This is a genomic window from Desulfosarcina variabilis str. Montpellier (assembly GCF_048565275.1).
In the GTDB taxonomy this organism is placed as follows: domain Bacteria; phylum Desulfobacterota; class Desulfobacteria; order Desulfobacterales; family Desulfosarcinaceae; genus Desulfosarcina; species Desulfosarcina variabilis.
Map to the genome: position 1 here is coordinate 7,309,672 of NZ_CP159846.1, position 20,911 is coordinate 7,330,582.

Annotated in this window: 16 protein-coding genes; 8 read left to right on the plus strand and 8 right to left on the minus strand. The window is 54.5% G+C overall.

Annotated features, from left to right (window positions below; translation table 11 throughout):
• Nucleotides 1-17: 17 nt before the first annotated feature.
• Nucleotides 18-2,039 (plus strand): ATP-binding protein, encoded by a 2,022-nt coding sequence (locus tag Dvar_RS33045; protein ID WP_419657387.1) that lies wholly within the window; start codon nucleotides 18-20, stop codon nucleotides 2,037-2,039.
• On the opposite strand, the gene Dvar_RS33050 is transcribed toward Dvar_RS33045, so the two are convergent.
• On the minus strand, nucleotides 2,016-2,684 hold the full coding sequence (locus Dvar_RS33050; protein ID WP_419657388.1) for a thiamine phosphate synthase: 669 nt from the start codon (nucleotides 2,682-2,684) through the stop codon (nucleotides 2,016-2,018). The two genes, Dvar_RS33045 and Dvar_RS33050, sit on opposite strands and share 24 nt — an antisense overlap.
• A 52-nt stretch (nucleotides 2,685-2,736) precedes the next feature.
• Nucleotides 2,737-3,144 carry a hypothetical protein gene (locus Dvar_RS33055; RefSeq protein WP_419657389.1) on the minus strand — a complete coding sequence of 136 codons (408 nt, stop codon included), beginning with the start codon at nucleotides 3,142-3,144 and terminating at the stop codon, nucleotides 2,737-2,739.
• 310 nt (nucleotides 3,145-3,454) lie between these two features.
• Between Dvar_RS33055 and eno the strand changes: the two genes are divergently transcribed.
• From eno to Dvar_RS33075, 4 genes are all read left to right on the plus strand, one after another.
• On the plus strand, nucleotides 3,455-4,732 hold the full coding sequence (eno, locus tag Dvar_RS33060; RefSeq protein WP_419657390.1) for a phosphopyruvate hydratase: 1,278 nt from the start codon (nucleotides 3,455-3,457) through the stop codon (nucleotides 4,730-4,732).
• 25 nt (nucleotides 4,733-4,757) lie between these two features.
• Nucleotides 4,758-5,654: a hypothetical protein gene (locus tag Dvar_RS33065; protein ID WP_419657391.1), complete on the plus strand. Its 897-nt coding sequence runs from the start codon at nucleotides 4,758-4,760 to the stop codon at nucleotides 5,652-5,654.
• A 171-nt stretch (nucleotides 5,655-5,825) separates the two neighbouring features.
• Nucleotides 5,826-7,481, plus strand: coding sequence for a CTP synthase (locus Dvar_RS33070; protein WP_419657392.1), 1,656 nt, complete (start codon nucleotides 5,826-5,828; stop codon nucleotides 7,479-7,481).
• Nucleotides 7,482-7,488: 7 nt separating this feature from the next.
• Nucleotides 7,489-7,950, plus strand: a complete 462-nt coding sequence (locus tag Dvar_RS33075) for a cereblon family protein (protein WP_419657393.1) — start codon at nucleotides 7,489-7,491, stop codon at nucleotides 7,948-7,950.
• 16 nt (nucleotides 7,951-7,966) lie between these two features.
• Here the strand turns inward: Dvar_RS33075 and Dvar_RS33080 are convergent, their stop codons facing one another.
• The 4 genes from Dvar_RS33080 to Dvar_RS33095 form a co-directional block, all read right to left on the minus strand.
• Nucleotides 7,967-9,901: an NADH-ubiquinone oxidoreductase-F iron-sulfur binding region domain-containing protein gene (locus Dvar_RS33080; protein ID WP_419657394.1), complete on the minus strand. Its 1,935-nt coding sequence runs from the start codon at nucleotides 9,899-9,901 to the stop codon at nucleotides 7,967-7,969.
• Between the two features lie 324 nt (nucleotides 9,902-10,225).
• The gene (locus tag Dvar_RS33085) at nucleotides 10,226-10,939 is read right to left on the minus strand and encodes an FG-GAP repeat domain-containing protein (protein ID WP_419657395.1); all 714 of its coding nucleotides are present in this window, start codon (nucleotides 10,937-10,939) and stop codon (nucleotides 10,226-10,228) included.
• Nucleotides 10,940-11,181: 242 nt separating this feature from the next.
• Nucleotides 11,182-12,522 (minus strand): OFA family MFS transporter, encoded by a 1,341-nt coding sequence (locus Dvar_RS33090; protein WP_419657396.1) that lies wholly within the window; start codon nucleotides 12,520-12,522, stop codon nucleotides 11,182-11,184.
• 535 nt (nucleotides 12,523-13,057) lie between these two features.
• A complete protein-coding gene (locus tag Dvar_RS33095; RefSeq protein ID WP_419657397.1) occupies nucleotides 13,058-13,306 on the minus strand; it encodes a hypothetical protein in 249 nt (82 codons plus the stop codon).
• A gap of 127 nt (nucleotides 13,307-13,433) precedes the next feature.
• On the opposite strand from Dvar_RS33095, the gene Dvar_RS33100 reads away from it, so the two are divergent.
• On the plus strand, nucleotides 13,434-13,733 hold the full coding sequence (locus tag Dvar_RS33100) for a DUF2845 domain-containing protein (protein ID WP_419657398.1): 300 nt from the start codon (nucleotides 13,434-13,436) through the stop codon (nucleotides 13,731-13,733).
• Nucleotides 13,734-13,755: 22 nt separating this feature from the next.
• On the opposite strand, the gene hrpA is transcribed toward Dvar_RS33100, so the two are convergent.
• Nucleotides 13,756-17,766 (minus strand): ATP-dependent RNA helicase HrpA, encoded by a 4,011-nt coding sequence (hrpA, locus tag Dvar_RS33105; RefSeq protein WP_419657399.1) that lies wholly within the window; start codon nucleotides 17,764-17,766, stop codon nucleotides 13,756-13,758.
• Nucleotides 17,767-18,059: 293 nt separating this feature from the next.
• Between hrpA and Dvar_RS33110 the strand changes: the two genes are divergently transcribed.
• On the plus strand, nucleotides 18,060-19,223 hold the full coding sequence (locus tag Dvar_RS33110; protein ID WP_419657400.1) for an ATP-binding protein: 1,164 nt from the start codon (nucleotides 18,060-18,062) through the stop codon (nucleotides 19,221-19,223).
• 669 nt (nucleotides 19,224-19,892) lie between these two features.
• On the plus strand, nucleotides 19,893-20,462 hold the full coding sequence (locus Dvar_RS33115; protein WP_419657401.1) for a hypothetical protein: 570 nt from the start codon (nucleotides 19,893-19,895) through the stop codon (nucleotides 20,460-20,462).
• Nucleotides 20,463-20,492: 30 nt separating this feature from the next.
• Here Dvar_RS33115 and Dvar_RS33120 read toward each other — a convergent pair whose 3' ends face one another.
• Nucleotides 20,493-20,825: a PilZ domain-containing protein gene (locus Dvar_RS33120; protein ID WP_419657402.1), complete on the minus strand. Its 333-nt coding sequence runs from the start codon at nucleotides 20,823-20,825 to the stop codon at nucleotides 20,493-20,495.
• Nucleotides 20,826-20,911: the final 86 nt, after the last annotated feature.

Genomic DNA, 20,911 nt, shown 5'->3' on the forward strand with positions numbered 1-20,911 from the left:
AGGCAATAGGATTCACCATGGCGATCATTACAAGGCTGCTCAATTTGCCAATCCGCCACAAACTCACCCTGATCGTGCTATTCACCTCCGGCCTGATGATCGGTGTGATGGCCACAGCAATTACAGTTAAAGAGGTCATTGCTTTTCGCCATGAATTGGTCGAAAACATGACCACCTTGTCTGACATTATCGGCACCAACAGCACGGCGGCCCTGGCGTTTAAGGATTCAGCGACAGCCCATGAAATCCTGTCCGCCCTTCGTGCCGAAAAGGATGTGATCGCGGCCAGTCTGCTCAATGCCAAAGCGCGTCCCGTTGCCACCTATTACCGATCGGACCGGCGGCCTTCCGTATCCCTGGATGCGTCGATCCCGGAGCCGCTTCTGCAGGAACTGGCCGCGTTGGTCGGCCGGGAACAAACGATTCGATTTCATTCCGAGGCCATGGATCTGGCACGACCGATCCTGCTCAACGAAAAGATCATCGGTCATATGGTCATCCGCATGGACCTGCATCGCCTGAAACAATCAATCCGTATCTTTGTCATCAGCATGATCGGTTTCAGCCTGCTGCTCTTCGTGGCCGCCCATCTGATCTGCGTCCGCCTCAATCGGTCCATTGTCGGCCCAATTACCGGGCTGGTTGAAACCATGCAGACCGTGTCCCATGACCAGGATTATTCAGTACGCATGCCGGTGCGGCATACGGATGAAATCGGCGTGCTGATTGACGGTTTCAACGGCATGTTGGCCCAGATTCAACGACGGGACGACGAAATCGGCCGTCACCGGGATCGACTCGAAGAACTGGTCGAACAGCGCACCAAGGATCTCAGACAATCCAACCAGAAATTGATGGCGGAGATCGAGGAACGCAAACACGTCCAGGACCAACTGGCCCACGCCCAAAAAATGGAGGCCATCGGCACCCTGGCCGGCGGCGTCGCCCATGACCTGAATAATATTCTCTCCGGCGTGGTCAGCTACCCGGAATTGCTGTTACTCAACCTGTCCCCCGACCATCCCATGCACAAGCCGCTTAACACCATTATGGCGTCGGGGAAAAAAGCCGCTGCCATTGTGCAGGACCTGTTGACGCTGGCTCGTCGCGGGGTCAAGGTCAAAGAATCCATCGATCTGGCGACATTGGTCCAGGACTACCTGGACAGCCCCGAGCATGCCAAACTGTTGTCCTTTCATCCCCATGCCACCGTCGAAGTAGTCGCCGAAGCGGACCTGTTGACCATCCTCGGATCTCCGGTTCACCTTTCCAAGACGGTCATGAATCTGGTTTCCAATGCGGTGGAGGCCATGCCCGACGGCGGCCGGGTAACGATTTCGATTGCCAATGCATCGCTGCCGGCACCGTTGCCCGGATTTCACCAATGGCGCCCAGGGCCCTATCTTTGCCTGAGTGTCAGCGATACCGGCATCGGCATTCGCGCGTCCGATATCCACCGCATTTTCGAGCCTTTTTACACCAAAAAAGTGATGGGCCGCAGTGGCACGGGATTGGGGATGGCGGTTGTCTGGGGGACCATCGAGGATCATCAGGGGCATATTTCCGTGCGGAGCCAGGAGGGTCAGGGCACGGTCTTCGAAGTGTATTTGCCGGCAGATATCGCAGTGGTGCCGCCTAAACCGGATCGCCCACCGCAACCGCTCACCATGGGGGCCGGCCAGACCATACTGGTAGTCGACGACTCGGCGGACCAACGGAAGTTCGCGGAAGCCATATTGAAGCGCCTTGGCTACCGCCCCGAAAGCGTTGCAAGCGGTGAAGCCGCCGTGGCCTTGCTGAGCGAACGATCGGTTGACCTGGTCATCATCGACATGCTCATGCCGCCGGGCATGGATGGTCTGGATACCTATCGCGCAATTATCCGCATTCACCCCGGCCAGAAGGCGATCATCGCCAGCGGCTACTCGGAATCCACGCGCGTTCGCGAGGCCCGTAAGCTGGGGGTCAGCCGCTACGTACGCAAGCCCTATACCCTGTCTGAAATATCGGACGCTTTACAGTCGGCGTTGACCGCCTGAAATGACTTTAGCCGGAAGCGGCATGATATTACGGCAAATATCCCATAACCCACCTGCCGCCGCCACCGGATCAGGTGCCTGCCAGACGGCACCCAGCACGGCAACACCGGAAAATCCCATGGATGCCGCCAGCGGTAGGCGCTTTTCGTTGACCCCGCCCAAGGCGATAATGGATTGATCGGTTTGCGATAAAAATTGTTTCAGGCCATCGTGATCAAATGCCGCCCGATAGCCGGTTTTCGAGATGCTGTCAAAAATGGGACTGAGAAAGATGTAATCGAAAAGGCTGTCACCATCGGGAATGTCCGAGATTCGATGAAAAGCGGAAGAAAGGCAGGCATCCGGCCGTCTTTGTCTAAGCCGGCGGATGTGCGGCAACCGGCCCAAGCGATCTTTTTCGGTAAAATGAATTCCCTTTAAATTGAAATGCGTCAGCAGTTCCGAGTGGCTGTGCACCATGATGCAAGGATGCAGGCCCGCCGGAATCTGGTCAAGATAATGCGCAATGCGGTCTGTCCCCTGCCCCGGTTTGCGAAGGTGCACGATAACCGGCAGGTCCTCGAGCATACGGGCCACCTGCATCGGCTCATCGCGGAGCGACTCAGGCGGAGAAATGATAATCAGGCGCATGATCGGAAATTTCAAATTTCAAATCTCAAATTTGAAATTTGAAATTTGAAATGCGGCCTACCGCCGCTTATTTTTTCTCTATCTTTTTTTTGAACTTCTTTTCGAGCTCGGCAAACAGGTCCTGCTTTTTCTGGTCCTGCTGGGCCTTGATGGACGCCACCTTGTCTTTCATGGCGTTCTTGCCTTTTTTGAATTTCTTCAATTCCTGCTCCAACCGGGATTCCTCGGCGTCCCGGGGAATGTCCTCGATGGCCAGGTGGTTGGCCACCACAATGCGATCATTGAACCCGCTTTTCACCGTATCGACAATGCCCAGTTCCTTCAGGCGATTGAGCAAATAACTACCCTTTTCTTCGGAGAAATTCAATTGTCGGCAGACCGATTCCAACGCCGGCGGGGCACCATCCTGGTAATCCAGCACGCGGAGGGCGGCCACAAACAAATGCGCTGTGGTGTACATATCGTTCGACATCATATATGGAGATCCTTTGACGTTTGGGCGTTGGCATTTGGCATTTATTCACTTTCGGGAATCGTGCTTGTTCAAGCATGGCCGGTTTTTGATTCTACTTGCAATTGCCCTGGACATGCCAGGCCAATTTCTTGACAACCTATAGCAAGGAGAGTAACATTTGTCGATAAATTGTCAAGCGCCAACTGGCCTGCGGTTTAGGCCCAAATTCCTATAATTACAAATAATATACATACACTAACAGATTGTTGACATTATCATCATCGGCGGTGCCGGTGTGGTCAAAGCAAACAGATGAGTAGGAGAAACAAGCATGACCGAAATTATCAGTGTAACGGCGAGAGAAATCCTGGATTCCAGAGGTAACCCAACCGTCGAGGTCGAGTTGGGACTGGCCTGCGGCGCCACCGGTCGGGCCGCGGTGCCCTCCGGCGCATCCACGGGAACCCGTGAAGCCCTTGAACTGCGTAATACGCGTGCCAAACGCTATGGCGGCAAGGGCGTGGTTACGGCCGTTAACAACGTCAACACCAAGGTTGCCGATGAAATCCGCGGCATGGACGCTGCCGCCCAATGGACCCTGGATGCCTGCCTGATCGAGATGGACGGGACGGCCAACAAATCCAAATTGGGCGCCAACGCGATGCTTGGGGTTTCCATGGCAGCCGCCAGAGCCGCGGCCAATGCCTTTGGCCTGCCCCTGTTCCGCTATTTGGGCGGCGTCAACGCGCGCATCCTGCCCGTGCCCATGATGAACGTCATCAACGGCGGGGCGCATGCCGCCAACAACCTGGACATCCAGGAATTCATGATCGTTCCCTTTGGCGCCAAGACCCTGGTCGAGGCCGTGCAAATGGGCGCCGAAACTTTCCACGCCTTGAAAAAAATTCTCAAATCCAAGGGACTGAGCACGGCCGTGGGGGACGAAGGCGGATTCGCGCCGGACCTGAAATCCAACGAAGAAGCCCTGGCCTTTATCATGGAGGCCATCCAGGCTGCCGGCTACACGCCGGGCAAGGACATGGGACTGGCCCTGGACGTGGCGGCCAGCGAGCTGTACGAGAAAAAGAAATATCTCCTCAAAGGTGAAAACAAATCTCTCACGGCGGCTGAACTGGTCGACTATTTCGAAAATCTGGTTGAAAAATACCCGATCCTGTCCATCGAGGATGGACTGGCCGAGCAGGACTGGGAAAACTGGTCCGTCCTCACCGAGCGCCTGGATGAATATATCCAGATCGTGGGTGACGATGTGTTTGTGACCAATCCCACCATTTTCGCCAAGGGTATCGAAGACGGCATTGCCAACTCGATCCTGATCAAACTCAATCAGATCGGTACGGTCAGCGAAACCCTGGACGCCATCGAAATGGCCAAGCAGGCCGGTTACACCACCGTGATCTCTCATCGCAGCGGTGAAACCGAAGATACCTTCATTGCCGATCTGGCCGTGGCGGTCAACAGTGGCCAGATTAAAACCGGCTCCATGTCCCGATCCGACCGCATCGCCAAGTACAATCAATTGATCCGCATCGAAGAAGCACTGGGTAAAGGGGCGCGTTACGCCCAGGATATTTTTGTTGGTGATTAGTGCATGCGCCAAGGCTGCAGGAAAGATGGTATCAAGAAATAGTGCCCCACGAATGAACGCAACGCCTTTAACACCGAAACGGGCAGCTGTTTTGACGGCTGCCTGTTTGGTGATCCTTTTTGGCGCCATACGGCCCCAAACGGCTTTTGCCTATGTTCTAAAAGGCCCCCACGTCCTTCAGCTGGTCGCCAAAGCCATCGGCAGACTGCCCCCGTTGAAGATCGAACAAAAGCTATTGATCTACCCGCAGACGAAGGATTCGTTTCCCACCGCCGTGGATGAAACCGTCATTTACGTGATGCCGCGACGGTTTCGATCGGATATCGTCTCCGACCGGATCAATCGAACCTACCTGGAAGTTGGGGACCAGTCCCTGACCGTCGTCGATGGCCGCTTGGCCATGGTTCAGGATCCGTTTGATCGTTATCAGCGCCTGCTGCGCAGCCGGACCCGAACCCAGTTGATGAAAACCCTGAGTGCACTGGGTGTGGAGACGGCCATCTCCAGTCTGGGGCGGATCGATGAAACCGTGGTGTTTGTAATCGGTGCCCACTATCCTGATGAATCCGTATCCCAACTAGCCGTGGACAAGGAAACCTTTCTGCCGTTGCGCCTACTGCTGACGGACCCAGAGCGCGATGATCCCGGGCAACGCCTGGAGATTTATTATCACAACTGGCAAAAGGTTCAGGATGGCTGGTTCCCGACCCAGATCGTTTTTTTTATTGGCGGCAATCTGGCAAGGGAGATACGAGTGGTGCAGATGCGCGTCAATCCTTCCATTCCGGCGGATCTGATGGACCTGGAGGCCCTCAGCGCATCCGTCGCCGCGACCCGGGCCGACACCGTTCAGGACGAAAAACAGGAAACCGTCGAGGCCATCCAGCAAGGGGTGCAGGACTTTCAGAAAAAATTTGATTAGCCGGTTCCCCAAACCGCGTCGTTATGTTAAATTATTTTCATTCCTGGATCATGGATGGTCACCGCTCAAATCCGAAACATCGTTTCATGGTCAACCGTCAATTTCCAACATTCTCAGATAATAACTTCTCACTACCGGTTTACCCGGGTTAACAACAACCGAGGTTTTTCTATGGGGTATGATACCAAATATATTTTTGTTACCGGAGGCGTTCTTTCATCACTTGGCAAGGGGCTGGCATCGGCATCCATCGGTGCCCTGCTCGAATGTCGTGGCCTGACCGTCACCATTCAAAAGCTGGACCCTTACATCAATGTAGATCCGGGGACCATGAATCCATTCCAGCATGGTGAGGTATTCGTCACTGATGACGGCACCGAAACCGACCTGGACCTGGGTCACTACGAGCGATTTACCAATGCCAAGCTGGGCAAGGACAACAACTACACCACCGGTAAAATCTACCATAGTGTCATCACCAAAGAGCGCCAGGGAAAATACCTGGGCGGCACCGTACAAGTCATTCCCCACATCACCGACGAAATCAAAGAAAGCATCCGCAAGGCATCCAATGGCGTGGATGTGGTGATTGTCGAAATCGGCGGCACCATCGGCGACATCGAGAGTCTGCCGTTTCTGGAAGCCATCCGTCAATTCAAAAGCGATGCCGGCAAAGACAATGTGATCTATATTCACCTGACATTAGTGCCGTACATTGGTACGGCCGGCGAAGTCAAAACCAAGCCCACCCAGCACAGCGTAAAGGAACTGCGCAGCATCGGTATTCAGCCGGACATCCTGCTGTGCCGCACCGACCGGCTGCTCAGCCCCGAGATCAAAGGCAAAATCGCCATGTTTTGCAACGTGGGCGCCGACGCGGTGATCACGGCCAAGGATGTGGACTGCATTTACGAGGTCCCCTCATGTTTCCACGAGGAGGGGCTGGACAACAAAATCGTCGAGCTGCTCAACATCTGGACTCGGGCCCCCCGTCTGGAAAACTGGGAGACGTTGTGCAAGCGGATGCGCGAGCCCGTCTATGAGGTCACCATCGCCATCGTCGGCAAGTACGTGGATCTCACCGAATCCTACAAAAGCCTCAACGAGGCCTTGATTCACGGGGGCATTCCCAGCCACTGCCAGGTCAACCTGAAATTCGTGGACTCGGAAACCATCGACGCCAACACCTGCAGCTATAGCCTGGAAGGAGTCGACGGGGTGCTGGTGCCCGGCGGTTTCGGGTCCCGGGGCGTGGAAGGCAAAATCTGTGCGGCCCAGTATGCCCGCGAGAAAAAGATTCCCTATTTCGGTATCTGCCTGGGCATGCAGATCGCCGTGATTGAATTTGCCCGTCACATGGCCGGCCTGGACGCCGCCAACAGTACGGAATTCGACACCAAAACACCCCATCCGGTAATCTACCTGATGGAGGAGTGGTTTGACGATAAATCGGGCACAATCCAGCGCCGTGACATCCATTCGGACAAAGGCGGCACCATGCGCCTGGGCGCCTATCCATGCAGGCTGGAAAAAGACAGCATTGCCTATAAAGCCTACGAAACGGAATCGATATCGGAGCGGCACCGCCACCGGTATGAATTCAACAATGCCTATATGGACCAACTCAAAGAGGCCGGGCTGAAGATCTCCGGCATGGCGCCCTCGGGTGAATTGGTGGAAATTGTGGAAATCGAAGATCATCCATGGTTTCTGGGATGTCAGTTTCATCCGGAGTTCAAATCCCGGCCCATGACGCCGCATCCCCTGTTCCGAAGTTTTATTGCCGCTGCCCTGGCCTATTCGGGAAACCGAAAAATCGGAAAATGAGGTAAAAATGAATGCTGATAGAGAAAAAGGAATTTCACCGGATTTTCTTGCTGACGATCAGACCGAGCACCTGACCTACTTAAAGTGGGACTTTGCCCTTTTTGAGAACGAAGCGGACGAAAAAATTCGCCAGAAAGATCTGGTTTGTGCGGCCTGCGGTCATCCGATCACCAAAGTGGCCGAGAAAATCGATGTTCGTGGCCGGCATGTGTATGGATTCACCAATCTGGGCTATCTGGTCCAACTGGGATGTTATCGTAACGCACCGGGCTGCGTCGGTATGAACCGGGTGTCACACGGGTATTCCTGGTTCCGCGGGTATGCTTGGGACATTCAGCTGTGCGAGAACTGCTATACTCAGGTCGGGTGGAAATACATGGGCCCTGAGGACAGTTTTTACGGCCTGGTTTTTAAAATGCTGCATGAGGCGGATCCCAAGGAAGCGGCGTCAGAAGAAGAAAAGGAATGACCATCCACGCTCAGGGTCACCATTCCGGCGGCCGCTCGATCACCGGCACCTGGTTAGGCGGCGAATACCTGATCACGGCGCTGTAGACCGGCGGGCAGGCCGCCACGCACTCGCCGCATCTGACGCACATGGACTGGTCGATGGCTTTCTTGCGGTTGCTGGTGGTAAAGACCGCATCCGTCGGACAGCGGCCGAAGCAGGTATCACAGCCGAGGGCACACTTTTCCTGATCAATCTGAAATGCGGTCAACAGACGGCAGACGCATGCCGGACAGCGACTCTCGTTGATGTGGGCCTCGTACTCATCACGAAAATAAGCCAGGGACGTGAGCACGGGATTGGGTGCGGTCTTGCCCAGGCTGCACAGTGATCCCATTTTGATCGCCCGGCTGAGGGTCTCCAGCTGCTCAATGTCCCCCTCGCGGCCTTCGCCGCGGATGAGCCGCTGCATAATATCCAGCAGGTGGCGGGTGCCGATTCGGCAAAAAGTGCACTTACCACAGGACTCCTTCTGGGTGAATTCGAGAAAATAGCGCGAGACATCCACCATGCAGACATTCTCGTCCATCACCACCATGCCGCCTGATCCCATCATGGCGCCGGCGCGGGTCAGTGCATCGAAATCAACCGTTGTATCCAGGAAATCGGCCGGCAAAAAGCCCCCCGAAGGCCCGCCGATCTGCACCGTCTTGAACTTTTTCTGGTTAGGAATGCCACCGCAGATATCAAAAATCAGTTCCCGCAGGGTCACCCCCATGGGAACCTCCACCAGTCCCGGGTAGGTGACGTTACCCACAACGGAAAAGACCGCCGTGCCCGGGCTGTCGGCGGTACCGATACTGCGGAACCACTCGACCCCATTTTCCACGATGGGTGGCACGGTAGCCAGGGTCTTGACGTTGTTGATCACCGTGGGCCGGCCGCTGAGCCCCCGCTCCACCGGAAAGGGCGGGCGATGCCGGGGCGTGCCGCGATAGCCCTCCACACTGCGGATCAGGGCGGTCTCTTCTCCGCACACAAAGGCGCCGGCCCCCTGGAACAGGTCGATGTCGAAATCGATGCCGCTGCCCAGAATATTCTTCCCCAACACCCCATTCTGACGGGCCTGCTCGACGGCCTGGGTGAGGATATCGATCGCCAGGGGGTATTCCGCACGCACGTAAAAGAGTCCCCGCGTGGCCCCCACGGCAATGGCTGCGATGAGCATGCCCTCGATCACCTGATGGGGGTTGCTCTCCAGCAGGGTGCGGTCCATGTAAGCACCGGGATCGCCTTCATCGGCATTGCAGACGATCAGTTTGTCCGTCCCCGAAGCCGCCCGGGCGAAACGCCATTTCCGGCCCGTGGGAAACCCGGCCCCGCCGCGCCCCCGCAAGCCCGCAGCCTCGATCAAATCGATCAGTGCCTCAGGCGACTGGCACAGCGCGTCGACCACGCCGCGGTATCCGCCATCAGCAATATACTCGTGAATCTGTTCGGGATCGATCCGCCCACAGCGGTTCATGATCACCCGTTTCTCGCGGTTAAAACGGGCACGTTCGGTCACCGATGGAATCATCTCGTTTTCCACGGTCGCGCCCATGATGTGCTCGAAACACGGATCGCCCTGTTCCAGAAAAAGGTTGACCAGCATTCTGGCCTTGCCCGGGTTTACCTTGGGATAGAGAATCGGCGGGAAAGCCGAGTCAGAATGGTCGATGACCACCACCGGTTCGGCGTAGCAGTGGCCCATGCACCCCACGGTGTGGATATGGGCGTCAACGCCCCGCTCGGCCAGGGCCGTCTCGAATGCCGCCTGGGTTTCCAGGGCACCGGAGGCGATACCGCAGGTGGCCATGCCGATATGAATCTTGGGCAGCGGGCTCTGGACAAAAGCGTCCTGCCGGGCCCTCGCCTCGTCGAAGAGGGCCTGGTATGCCGCTCGGATCGTACTGTCGGCATCTGCGGTCATGATCGGGCAGTCTCCCTTTCCGTTTTTTCTTTCAGATGGGTCTTGTCTTCATGGGTAAGTGTATGCATCATGGTCGCTTTCGACAATGGCTTCGACACCATAATATTTTTTAAGCCGGTTGGCCAAAGCGCGGTGCAGGTCCCTCAATGCGCAAAACAACCGCCGTATCCGCCTCTCGGATGTGGCAACACTTTTTTGTAAACGGATATATCTCAAAAAGGGAGTAGCTATCACAACTATCAGATCTTGTCCATGTCACCACCTGTATTTTGCAGGGTAACTGCATTTGGAATTTTTTTCTATTCAGTGGACATCACCAAAGCGCTATGTTCCGCTGGGCTGGCCCATACGCAGGGGCCCGCCACGGGCGGTCGGCCACAACAGGCAATCACAGGCAGAACCGGGAACGGTGAAGATGTCCAACCCGTGATCAAAGGTCTGCACCAGGATTTCCAATTGGCCGTCGCCGTCTAAATCGGCAATGGTTGGGGCCGCAGGCGCGCCATTGCCATTGCCGTTTTCTCCCGGATCAGGAAGGGCAACGTCATGAAGCAGGGTTCCGTCGGCGGCCAGGATGATCAAATGGCCGGAATCCGTGACATCGGGGGAACCGTAAGTGGAAAAGACGATTTCCGGTGAACCGTCCTGGTTCAGATCGGCCACCACCGGCTCCGAGGTGTACATAATGGCCTTTGCGCTGGTATAGTTGAAACGCCAGATCAATTGTGCATCAGCGGAATAGGCAGCCATGGTTCCGTCGTTGAGCGACACGACGATCTCCTTTTCGATCTCGCCCTGGATGTCGATGATGGCGGCTGCCGGGACGCCACCCGGCGGATACCAGCCGTCCACGGCAATGGGGGTTCCGCCGCGGGGCAGCGTTTCCCATCCGGACTTGCGCATGGCCGACCGGCTGCCGTCATCATAGGCGCCATCCAGGACCATGATCGCATAGGCCTGGGTAACATAGGGAACGCCGAACTCCACATTGGGGATGCCGATGACTTCGTTTTGACCGTCCCCATCGATATCCGCCACATGGGGAGGAGAAGCAGTCCATTGCAGCCATTCGGTCCATTCAGGGTGGGGCCAATCCCCCTCATGCAGGTGATATTATTTTATTTAATTTTAGGTAATTATTAACCCGCAGCGATTCGCCAGGGAAGTAATCGACAAATATAAAGCAAACATTGTTCCACCCATTAAAAATAAAAACGCCGGGGCATTCCCCGGCGTTTTTGTTTGTTTGTTTTAAGCGTTAACGCGGATAGAACAATCTATTAGTCGGTAACTTTCTCGGCCACCATCTGGGGTTGCACGGCCGCGGCTTTTTCCTCGGCGTGCTTGGGCCGATTGGTCAGATAGGCAAGCACAACACCCACCATCAACAGACCGGCCGACATGTAAAATGCCCAGCGCAGACTACCGGTGAGGTCTTCGATGGTACCGCCCAGGCTGGTCATGAAAAATCCCATGCCCCATCCTAAAAAGACCAGTCCGTAGTTGAATCCGAGGTATTTGGATCCGTAAAAGTCAGCGGTGAAGGACGGCATCAGGGACAGTCCGCCGCCGTACTGCCAGTAGGCAACGCCAACGACCATGAAAAGCAGAACGATATTTTGTTCGGCGATCACATAGGGCAGGATGAACATGCAGCCTGCGGATATGGCGCAGTTCAGGCAGTAAGCGTTGACCCGGCCGATCTTGTCGGAGTAAAAACCGGTTCCCACCCGGCCCGAGGCATTGATCAGCCCGCCGAAGGATACCAGAATCCAGGCATTGGCGGCCAGGAAAGGCACATCGGCCGCGGCTTTCTTCAACAGACCGGCGGCATTGGCGATGATTAATAGACCGGATTGGGTGGAAATGGTGAACATGATGACCAGGGCATAGAACTGCCAGGATTTGAAAATCTCCTTGGGCGTCCAATCATGTTTGGTGCTGTCCTGGACCTGGTTGACCTTGAGATTTGCCGGTACAGGCGGCACATACCCTTCAGGAGGTGTAAACAGAAGCTGGCCGCAAAGAATGGTCACCACGGCAAAAAGCATACCCAACCCAACAAAACTGCCGGTGATTCCATAATTGTCCATGAAGTACTGACCGAGCCCACCGATGTAAATGGCAGCACCCCCGTAGCCCGCGACAACCGTGCCGGCGATTAATCCGCGTTTGTGGGGTCCGAACCATTTCAGGGCCGCCGGTGTGGGCGCCGCGTAACCGAGCCCCATGCCGATCCCGCCAAGGATACCGAATCCTATGATCAGGCCGGTCTGGCTTTTCATCAACCCGGCGAGAATACATCCGGCCGCCAGGAAGAGGCCGCCGGCGGTAGCACCCACCTTGGGGCCGAATTTATCCTGGATCCTGCCGCCGGGGATCATGAGCACGGCAAAAAGGATCACACAAATGGCAAAGGGAGTGGCGGCCTGGGCGTTGGTGAGATACGTCCAGCCGGCATTCAAACCGGTCATCGTTTCACCGGCTCTGTCAACATCAACCAAGGCCTTTTTCCAGATACTCCAAGCATATAAAATACCAAGACATAAGTTGATGGTGGTTCCGGCAAACGTGGTGATCCATCCCTTCATGGGAACTTTTGATACTGGCTGTGCCGACATACGACCTCCCTTTGCTGTGGTTGAATGAGTTGGCGAACTGGGAAAATAAATACAGTTGGCTTTAGCGACTGATCCGCCATCTGGTGTGGCTTTTATATTTACTACATTTAATGAACTAGCTTCATTTTTATTATTTTTTTGTTAAACTGGCTTGGAATTGTTTAATAAATATGATTCATTATTTAACAACAAAACTTAGCAAAAAAAGTGCCAAGATTTATTAAAACTATTTTTTCATCCCTAAAAGGCACTCAAGGGCCATCCAATATAAAATTTAAGCTTTTGTATTCTAAAGAAAATTAAATTTTTCAAGGGTTCGTTGAAAGAAAAAATAAAAATGAAACCGGAAGCGGGTGGGTCGGGATGGATGGGTGAATACTCATGCAGTATACAACTATAATTGTAGATTTTTTCTCCCGAGTCTTTGGTAATAATCCGAAACAACATCAAAATTTTAAAAATTACAAAGCATGTTGCAGTTACAACTTTTATTGTAATAAGCCATGGGCGTCCTTGCATGACAGGCACCATCGCATCATGCCATGCTAAACCGGATATGAAACGGAATACTATGAATCACCCGATTTGCCAGCGGCTTGAATGGTCTGAACTCCACCAGCCACATACTGAATCGAAACAACCAACGATAGTACGTGACCGGCATAACATTCACCGCACGAAGATCATACAGTCTGGCCTCCGTCCAGTAATACACACCGAGGCGGTTCCAGCGGTAGGCCAGGGTCCTCAAGGGCACCAATGTTGCTTTTTTAAAACGTTTCATCTCGCACCTCCTTTTGAAATACCTGTAACCTGATTCGGCGCATTCAATCTGTAAGCTGGGTCACATTTTTTTTGTGATCTATGTACGTCAGATGATATATTAATATTTTAAAGAAGGGAGGCAATCGATGAAGGGCATGAGCATGGTGCTGATCATTGGCTTTTTTTTCGGGGCATGGACGGCAACATCGTTGGCTCAGACCATGCGTTGCGGAAACGATTTTATCCAAATCAACGACAGCAGCTTCATTGTCGTCAAAAAATGCGGTGAACCGGTTTCCAAAGTCCAGGTGGGATATACCATTGACCAGGCCGGGAATCGTGAACTGGTCATCGAAGAGTGGGTCTATGGACCCGTAAAAGGGTATTACTACTTTGTCACCATGACCGGTGGGCATGTAACCAATATAAGATCCGAACGTCCATAGGTAGTGCCCATCCAGAAAATAGTCACCGCATGCGTTCGATCTCACCGATCAGCTTGTTGAGCCGCTTGGGCGAAACCGGTCCGTCGGTCCCCACTTCCTGGGCAAAAAGAGACACCTTGTACTCTTCGATCATCCAGAAAAAGGCTTCCACGGCGCTTCGTTTTTCGTTTGATGTCGCAGCATCCATGGACGTTAACATCTGGTTGAGACTTTCCAGAAACGGTGCCACCTGCCCCTGCCGCAAGCGGTCTTTTTCCAGGTCGGTCAGGCCGCGCTGCACCCGGATGGAAATGGCTTTCAGATATCGCACCAGGTGCCCAAGACGCTGGCGGTCGTAGAGGAAGACAAAGTTCTCCGGCACCAGACGCGTCAACTCATCACCCAGGGTTTGCAGGAATTGCACCACCAATGGCGCAGTGATGCGCCGTTTTTCTACTTCCAGAATTCGGCAGCGGGCCTCGTGGTGGGCCTCGATCACTGCGATCACCGCAGTACGCAGCGCCTCGCCGCTCTGGTGAATACGCATCCCAATGAGCTTGGCCACATGGTCGTCAAAGGCCTGTTGGGTGAGCAGATTGACGGCAAACAGCGTTTGGGTGACGCACTGGACCATCTGGGCCTCAATGGCCGTCATGCCGCCAAAGTAGTAAACCTGGCGCTTTAAAAGGGCCGGTAGCTTGAGACTTTTCTTAAGGTACTTAAGATCCTCGGCAAAACGGCGGCTGAGAAGTGCCGCTACCCCCTCCAGGTGAGCGGTGTGGGCGGTTTTCGAATCTGTTAACAGCCGGATACCGATGCTCTCGTTTATGACGGTCAAACGCGGATACAGACGCCACGGCGTGCCCCGCGAATCATCCACGGTCAGCACATCGGGCAGATCACCAAAATCCCAGTCCGTTATCCCCTGCCGCTCCCATTTGCGCTTGAGCGCCTGCATGCCCTTGGGCAGCCGCGGCTGCGCGGCCTGCTGGTCCAGCAAGGATTCATCTCTCCCACTGGCCACAACCCGCCCTTTGGTATCGGTGATGGAAAGGCGCATCTTTAAATGATCCGGCAACGCATCCACGGGCCAGGCCGATGCCGGGATATCCACCTTCAGGCGCGAGAAAAGAAAGCGGCTCAGGGCCGTGGGCAGACTCTCCCGGCCGCGGGGCATCTCCCGTACCAGCAGGTCCACCGTATCGGCCACTGGCACCAGTTGGACCCGATGGGCCTTGGGCAGCCCCTTGATCAGGGCGGTGATCTTCTCGGCCAAAAGTCCCGGCACCAGCCAGTCCAGTTGCTCACGGGGCACATCGCCGGTGGTCTCCAGCGGAACGGTCAGGGTCACCCCGTCGGATTCTTCACCGGGTTCAAAGGCATAGTCACACTCCAGCACCCGATGGCCCAGGTCCAGTTGTTGGGGAAACTGCTCCAGTTCATCCGCTTCAGGCAGATAGCGGGTCAACAGATCCTTATTCAATCGCAGGAACCCGTCCCCGCCTTTTTTGCGAATGCGGTACTTCAGGGTACGCATATCGCACACGCCGGGCAAGCGCTCCTGGTAAAAGGCGACCAGCACCGCATCGTCAACGAGAATATCGCGCCGCCGGATACGATCTTCCATGTTGCGCACATCGGCCACCAGCTCGGCGTTGTGGCGCATGAACCCCAGGGGCTCGCGGACATCCATCTCGATCAAGGCGCTGCGGATGAAAATCTCGTTGGCCTTGGCCGGATCGATGCGACCGAATGCCACCTGGCGATCCTCGACAATGGGCAGGCCAAAAAGACTCACCTGCTCCCTTGCCACCACTTCGCCCCGGCTGCGTGCCCAGTGGGGGTCCGACCAGCTGCGCCGGCACAAATCGCCGCCCAGCGGCTCCAGCCACCCCACGTCAATGGTCGCCACCTTGCGCGCAAAAAGCCGTGAGGTTTCCACCATTTCAGCGGCCACGATCCAGTCCCCGGGATTTTTGAATAGCCCGGAGCCAGGAAAAATCATCACCTCCCGCTCCTTGGCGGCCCGAAAAAAAACCTTCTCTTTTTTCAAGGCGATATTGGACAAAAACCCACTTAAGATTGCACGGTGAATCGCTGCATACAATGGATGGAAGCCCCCATCGTCAGCCCGCCCGGCATCGGGCACAGGCCCGGCGTTCCTCACGCCGATCCCTTCGGTTTGCATGCCCTGCTCCTTGAGCACGGCCGTGATCTGGTTGTGAATATCACGCCATTCACGGATGCGCCGGAAACTGAGAAAATGCTGACGACAGAATTTTTTGAGTGCGTTCATGCTGCGGGGGGCTTGGGGCCCATGGTGAATGGCCGTCCAGAGATTGAGGATGGTGATAAAATCGGACAAGGGATCCACAAACGGCCGGTGAGCCTGATCAGCCAGGTTCTCCTTGTCCAGCGGCCGTTCGCGCACATCCTGAATACTCAAGGCCGCGGCGATAACCGTTACCTGGGCAAGGCAATTCTCTTTTTGCGCCTCGATAAGCATCCGCGACAGGCGCGGGTCAATGGGCATGCGCGCCATGATGCGGCCGTTGTCGGTCAGCCCAAAGGCCTTGCGGGCATTGGGGCGCCAGATAGCCCCCAGTTCCTCCAATAGATTGAAACCGTCCCGGATACTCTTCTCTGCCGGCCGATCGATAAAAGGAAACGTGTCGATATCCCCCAGCTTGAGAGAGATCATGCGCAGGATGACATCGGCCAGGTTGGCGCGCAGAATCTCCGGCTGGGTAAACAAGGGGCGGCTCTGGTAATCCTCTTCGCTGAACAGGCGGATGCAGATTCCGTTTTGCACCCGTCCGCAGCGCCCCTTGCGCTGGTCGGCGCTGCTGCGCGAGATGGGCACCACCGGCAATGATGTGGTGCGCGAGCGCGGCACATACTGGGAGATCCGCGCCAGCCCCGTATCAACGACGTATTTGATGCCCGGAATGGTAATCGAGGTTTCGGCCACATTGGTAGCCACAATGATTTTACGCCATCCGGTCGAGGCAAAAACCCGTTTCTGCTCGGCCTGGCTGAGCCGGGCAAACAGGGGTAGAATCACGGTCCGCGGATAGCTGCGTCCCTCCAGGGTCTCGCAGGTTTCACGAATATCCTGCTCGGTGGGCATAAAGACCAGCACATCGCCCCGGGCATGCCGACCGGACAACTGGTCGATGGCCTGGGCCGCCAAATCGACCGAGGTGCGTTCTTCCGGCTCTTCCCGGTCATCGGTATCGGGTACAAAATAACGGGTTTCCACTGGATAGAGCCGGCCGGAAACCTCGATCACCGGTGCATAGTCAAAGGCCTTGGAAAATTTCTCCGTATCGATGGTGGCCGAGGTAATGACCAGCTTGAGGTTGTGGCGCCGCTCGACCAGGCGTTTTAAAATCCCCAGCACAAAATCGATGTTCAGGCTGCGCTCGTGGGCCTCGTCCACGATGATGGTGTCGTATTCGTTGAGCCAGGGATCGCCTTGGGTTTCGGCCAGCAGAATCCCGTCGGTGACTACCTTTATATAGGCATCCGGATCAGCGGTGTCCTGGAACCGGATCTTGTAGCCCACTGAGCGGCCCAGTTCCTCTCCCAGTTCTTCGGCAATGCGGGCCGCCACGGTGGTGGCGGCAATCCGCCGAGGTTGGGTGCAGGCAATTTTGCCGTCGATCCCCCGGCCGGCAGCCAGGCAGAATTTAGGAATCTGGGTGGTTTTCCCCGAACCGGTCTCACCGGATATGATCGTTACCGGGTGGTTTTTCAGGCTCTCGATGATATCGTTCTTGGCTTCGGAAATGGGCAGATGCAAAAGGTCCTCAAACCGGGGCACCCGCTGGAGTCGCCGGCGCTTTCGCTGGGCTGCCACCTGAAGACGCGATTCCAGGCCCGCCAAGCGCCCGGCAAAAGCCGCCTCATCCATCCGTTTTTTAGATCGCAGCAAACGGTCCAATTCACGGCGCAAGGCGATCGTATCGCTGTGCATCAGGGTTTTAAGCGTTTTTCTAAACTGACTTATCGGGTTGCGGCTGTCGGCCATATTGCTTTTACTTTCCCACATCGAATTCTATCAACGATAACGATTCATGATACAAATAACCCTTTTCGGCAAAGGGGCTATTTTTCGCCAAGCAATAGTTACCATGAAAAATCTGGAATACAACCCTTTTTCCCCTAACCCGGCCGCGTAGGACAATCGTGAATCCTCGTGGTCGCAATCGGCTGTAACCGGGTTCCCAAGCTTTGTTGGGAACGCACCACTCCCCTATTATCCATCAGCCAATGCACCAAAGCGATGACCTTCACCGCCAAATAGTCCTTGCATTTTAGGATCTCAACTCCTAAAATGCAAGGATGATAAAACGCACGTCCAAAGATAATCTCCTATCTTTATTAGATTTATTTCCATCCGTAGCTTTATTGGGGCCACGTCAGGTTGGAAAGACTACCCTCGCCCTGGAAATAAGCACCAGAGGTGACTGTGTGTATCTTGATCTTGAATCCGAGGCAGATAAGGCAAAACTCGCAGACCCGGAACTTTTTCTTGAAGGCCTGGAAGACAAACTTGTGATTCTGGATGAAGTCCACCGCCTCCCCAATCTGTTTCAGGCATTACGAAGTTTGATTGATAAAGGCCGACGACATGGATTCACCGCGAAACGTTTTCTTTTATTGGGATCTGCGTCAATGGATCTTCTCAGGCAATCGGGTGAGTCCCTGGCCGGTCGCATCGCATATCTTGAACTGCCACCATTCAATCTAATCGAAGCATTACCGGAAACTATTGATGCACTCTGGTTACGGGGAGGTTTTCCGGACAGCTTTCTGGCGGCAAGTGATGCCAAAAGCATGATCTGGCGAAAAAACTTCATCCGGACGTATCTGGAACGGGATATTCCCCAGTTCGGACCGAGAATTCCGGCTGAAACGCTGAGGCGCTTCTGGACGATGCTGGCTCATTCCCAGGGCGGGCTGCTCAACGCATCGCAGCTTGCCCGTGGTCTGGGCGTAACCGGAAAAACAGTGTCCGGATATCTGGATTTGCTGGTTGACTTGCTCCTGGTACGTCGTCTGCCGCCTGTGCATCGCAATGTGGGGAAACGACTTGTCAAATCGCCAAAAGTCTATGTCAGGGATTCTGGTTTGGTCCATGCGTTGTTGGGGATCAACAACATTGAGACCCTGTTTGGCCACCCGGTAATCGGTACTAGCTGGGAGGGCTTTGCCATTGAAAACCTTATGACTGTCGCTCCGGAAGAAACGCACGCCGGCTTTTATCGTACATCAGCAGGAGCGGAAATAGACCTCCTGCTTGAAATGCCAAACAACCGACTCTGGGCCGTGGAGTTTAAGCGCGGATTGGCTCCTCGTCTGGAAAAGGGATTTCATCTTGCCAGAGAAGATGTAAAGCCAGACCGATGTTATGTGGTGTATTCCGGACAAGATCGATACAAGCTGGCAAAAGGTATAGAAGCCATCAGCCTGGCAGAGCTTATGCGTGAACTGCATGCGATATAGCCTCAATGTAAAAGATTCGCCCAATCGTGGAATGCACGGGGAGTTTATTCTAAAAATGACAGTCGAATTTAACTCATATTATCCGTACCCACGCAGAGCGTAAAACGCACCGCTACCATATTTTACAAACATCCAGCAGGCCCTGTTCCCCCGATGTAATTGCGTGCGCTCGAATAGCTATATGAAAGCAGGTTCTTATAGGTTATTCCGACCGCCGGAAATCACATAACAGCAGCTGGCCGGAGTTGACCAGAATACCCGAGCTGGTCGAAGTCACCAGAGCGTGATCGATTACACGTACGAGCACGAAAAAACGCCAATGCCTGTCGGTCGTGCTCGTGCTCAGCGAAGCGGTGCTCGTAATCGGAACGTTCGACATGGCATAATTACAATTGCTGGTTTCGTTTGACCGGCCTTGACCAATGTTTTGGGTACCCGATGGCTTGATCCCGGACACAGTACCAGCAGACACCACTCCCTCGCCCCGCGAGGGGAGAGGGTCGGGGTGAGGGGCGATAAAACCGACATTATCTAAAATAATCAGGCTTTATGCCAATGTTACTTGCGATTACCCTGATCCTTTGGCGAGTTAAATTTGTCACAGGCTACAAGATCTGCTAAACTCCAAATATAAAAATCAACTCTCCACATCCACATTTCGGTGCCTGAATGAAAAACACACCCAATAAATTTTTTTGGATTTTCATCCTGTTTGCCGCCATGGTCCTTTTGGGCGGAATTGACCAGACCACCAAGGATGCACTGAAGGTTCAACACATCCTTAAAACCATCGAACGAAAACCCAAGCAGCCCGACACCAACAAAGAATCGATTGCCGAAGTGTCAGAAAAAGAGGTCAATGCCTATATCGCCTATCGTCTGGCACGGGAGGAAAATCCGATTGTCAACAACCTGACCGTCAACCTTTTGGGTAACAATCAAATCCAGGGAAAAGTCCGCATCAAGGCAGATCAATTGAACCTGGGCGGACTGCTGGGCAAGGACCTGAATTTTGATTTCAAGGGGATTGTGCAAACCCGGGACAATGCGGCCCGGCTGAACCTGACGGATCTTTTCCTTGACGGGTATTCCGTCCAGCCGCAGGTGCTGGATTTTGTGATCAGCTCGGCTGGCGCGCTCTACGACACCGACGTGGGGCGTGTGGGGGACTGGTATACATTGCCTAAGGGCATGAAACGGGTCAAAGTACAAAAAGCCAAAGCAACGATTTACTATTGATCGTCCTACCGACCGATTGCGTTTAGTCCATCAACGCTCACTCTCATGAACGATTTCAGGAAACTCTCCTTCTTTGCAAATCAACCCGTCGATGGGATGATCAAAGACCACGGAAAAGCCCTTCACGTTGCTGAGTACCACGGTGCCCCTGATCGTCAGCGGGTCATCAAATTCGAAAACCGGAAACCGCAGCTCAATGGGTTGTCCCTGGGCAATTTTTCGCCACGTGCTGATAAACACACCCCTGGCGCCGATATTCTTGATAATGTCCCGAAATGTTCCTTCACGGACAGTGTAATCGGCGATAATAAAGGCCGGGCGACGGGGAAATTGACGTTTGTCATTCTTGGCGAAGAGATTCATACTGCTTTTTTTGCGCTACCGTTGATATCAGCTTATGTTTAAAAAAAGAGTCCCTTACCATGATTGGGCATGAATGCCAACGCCCA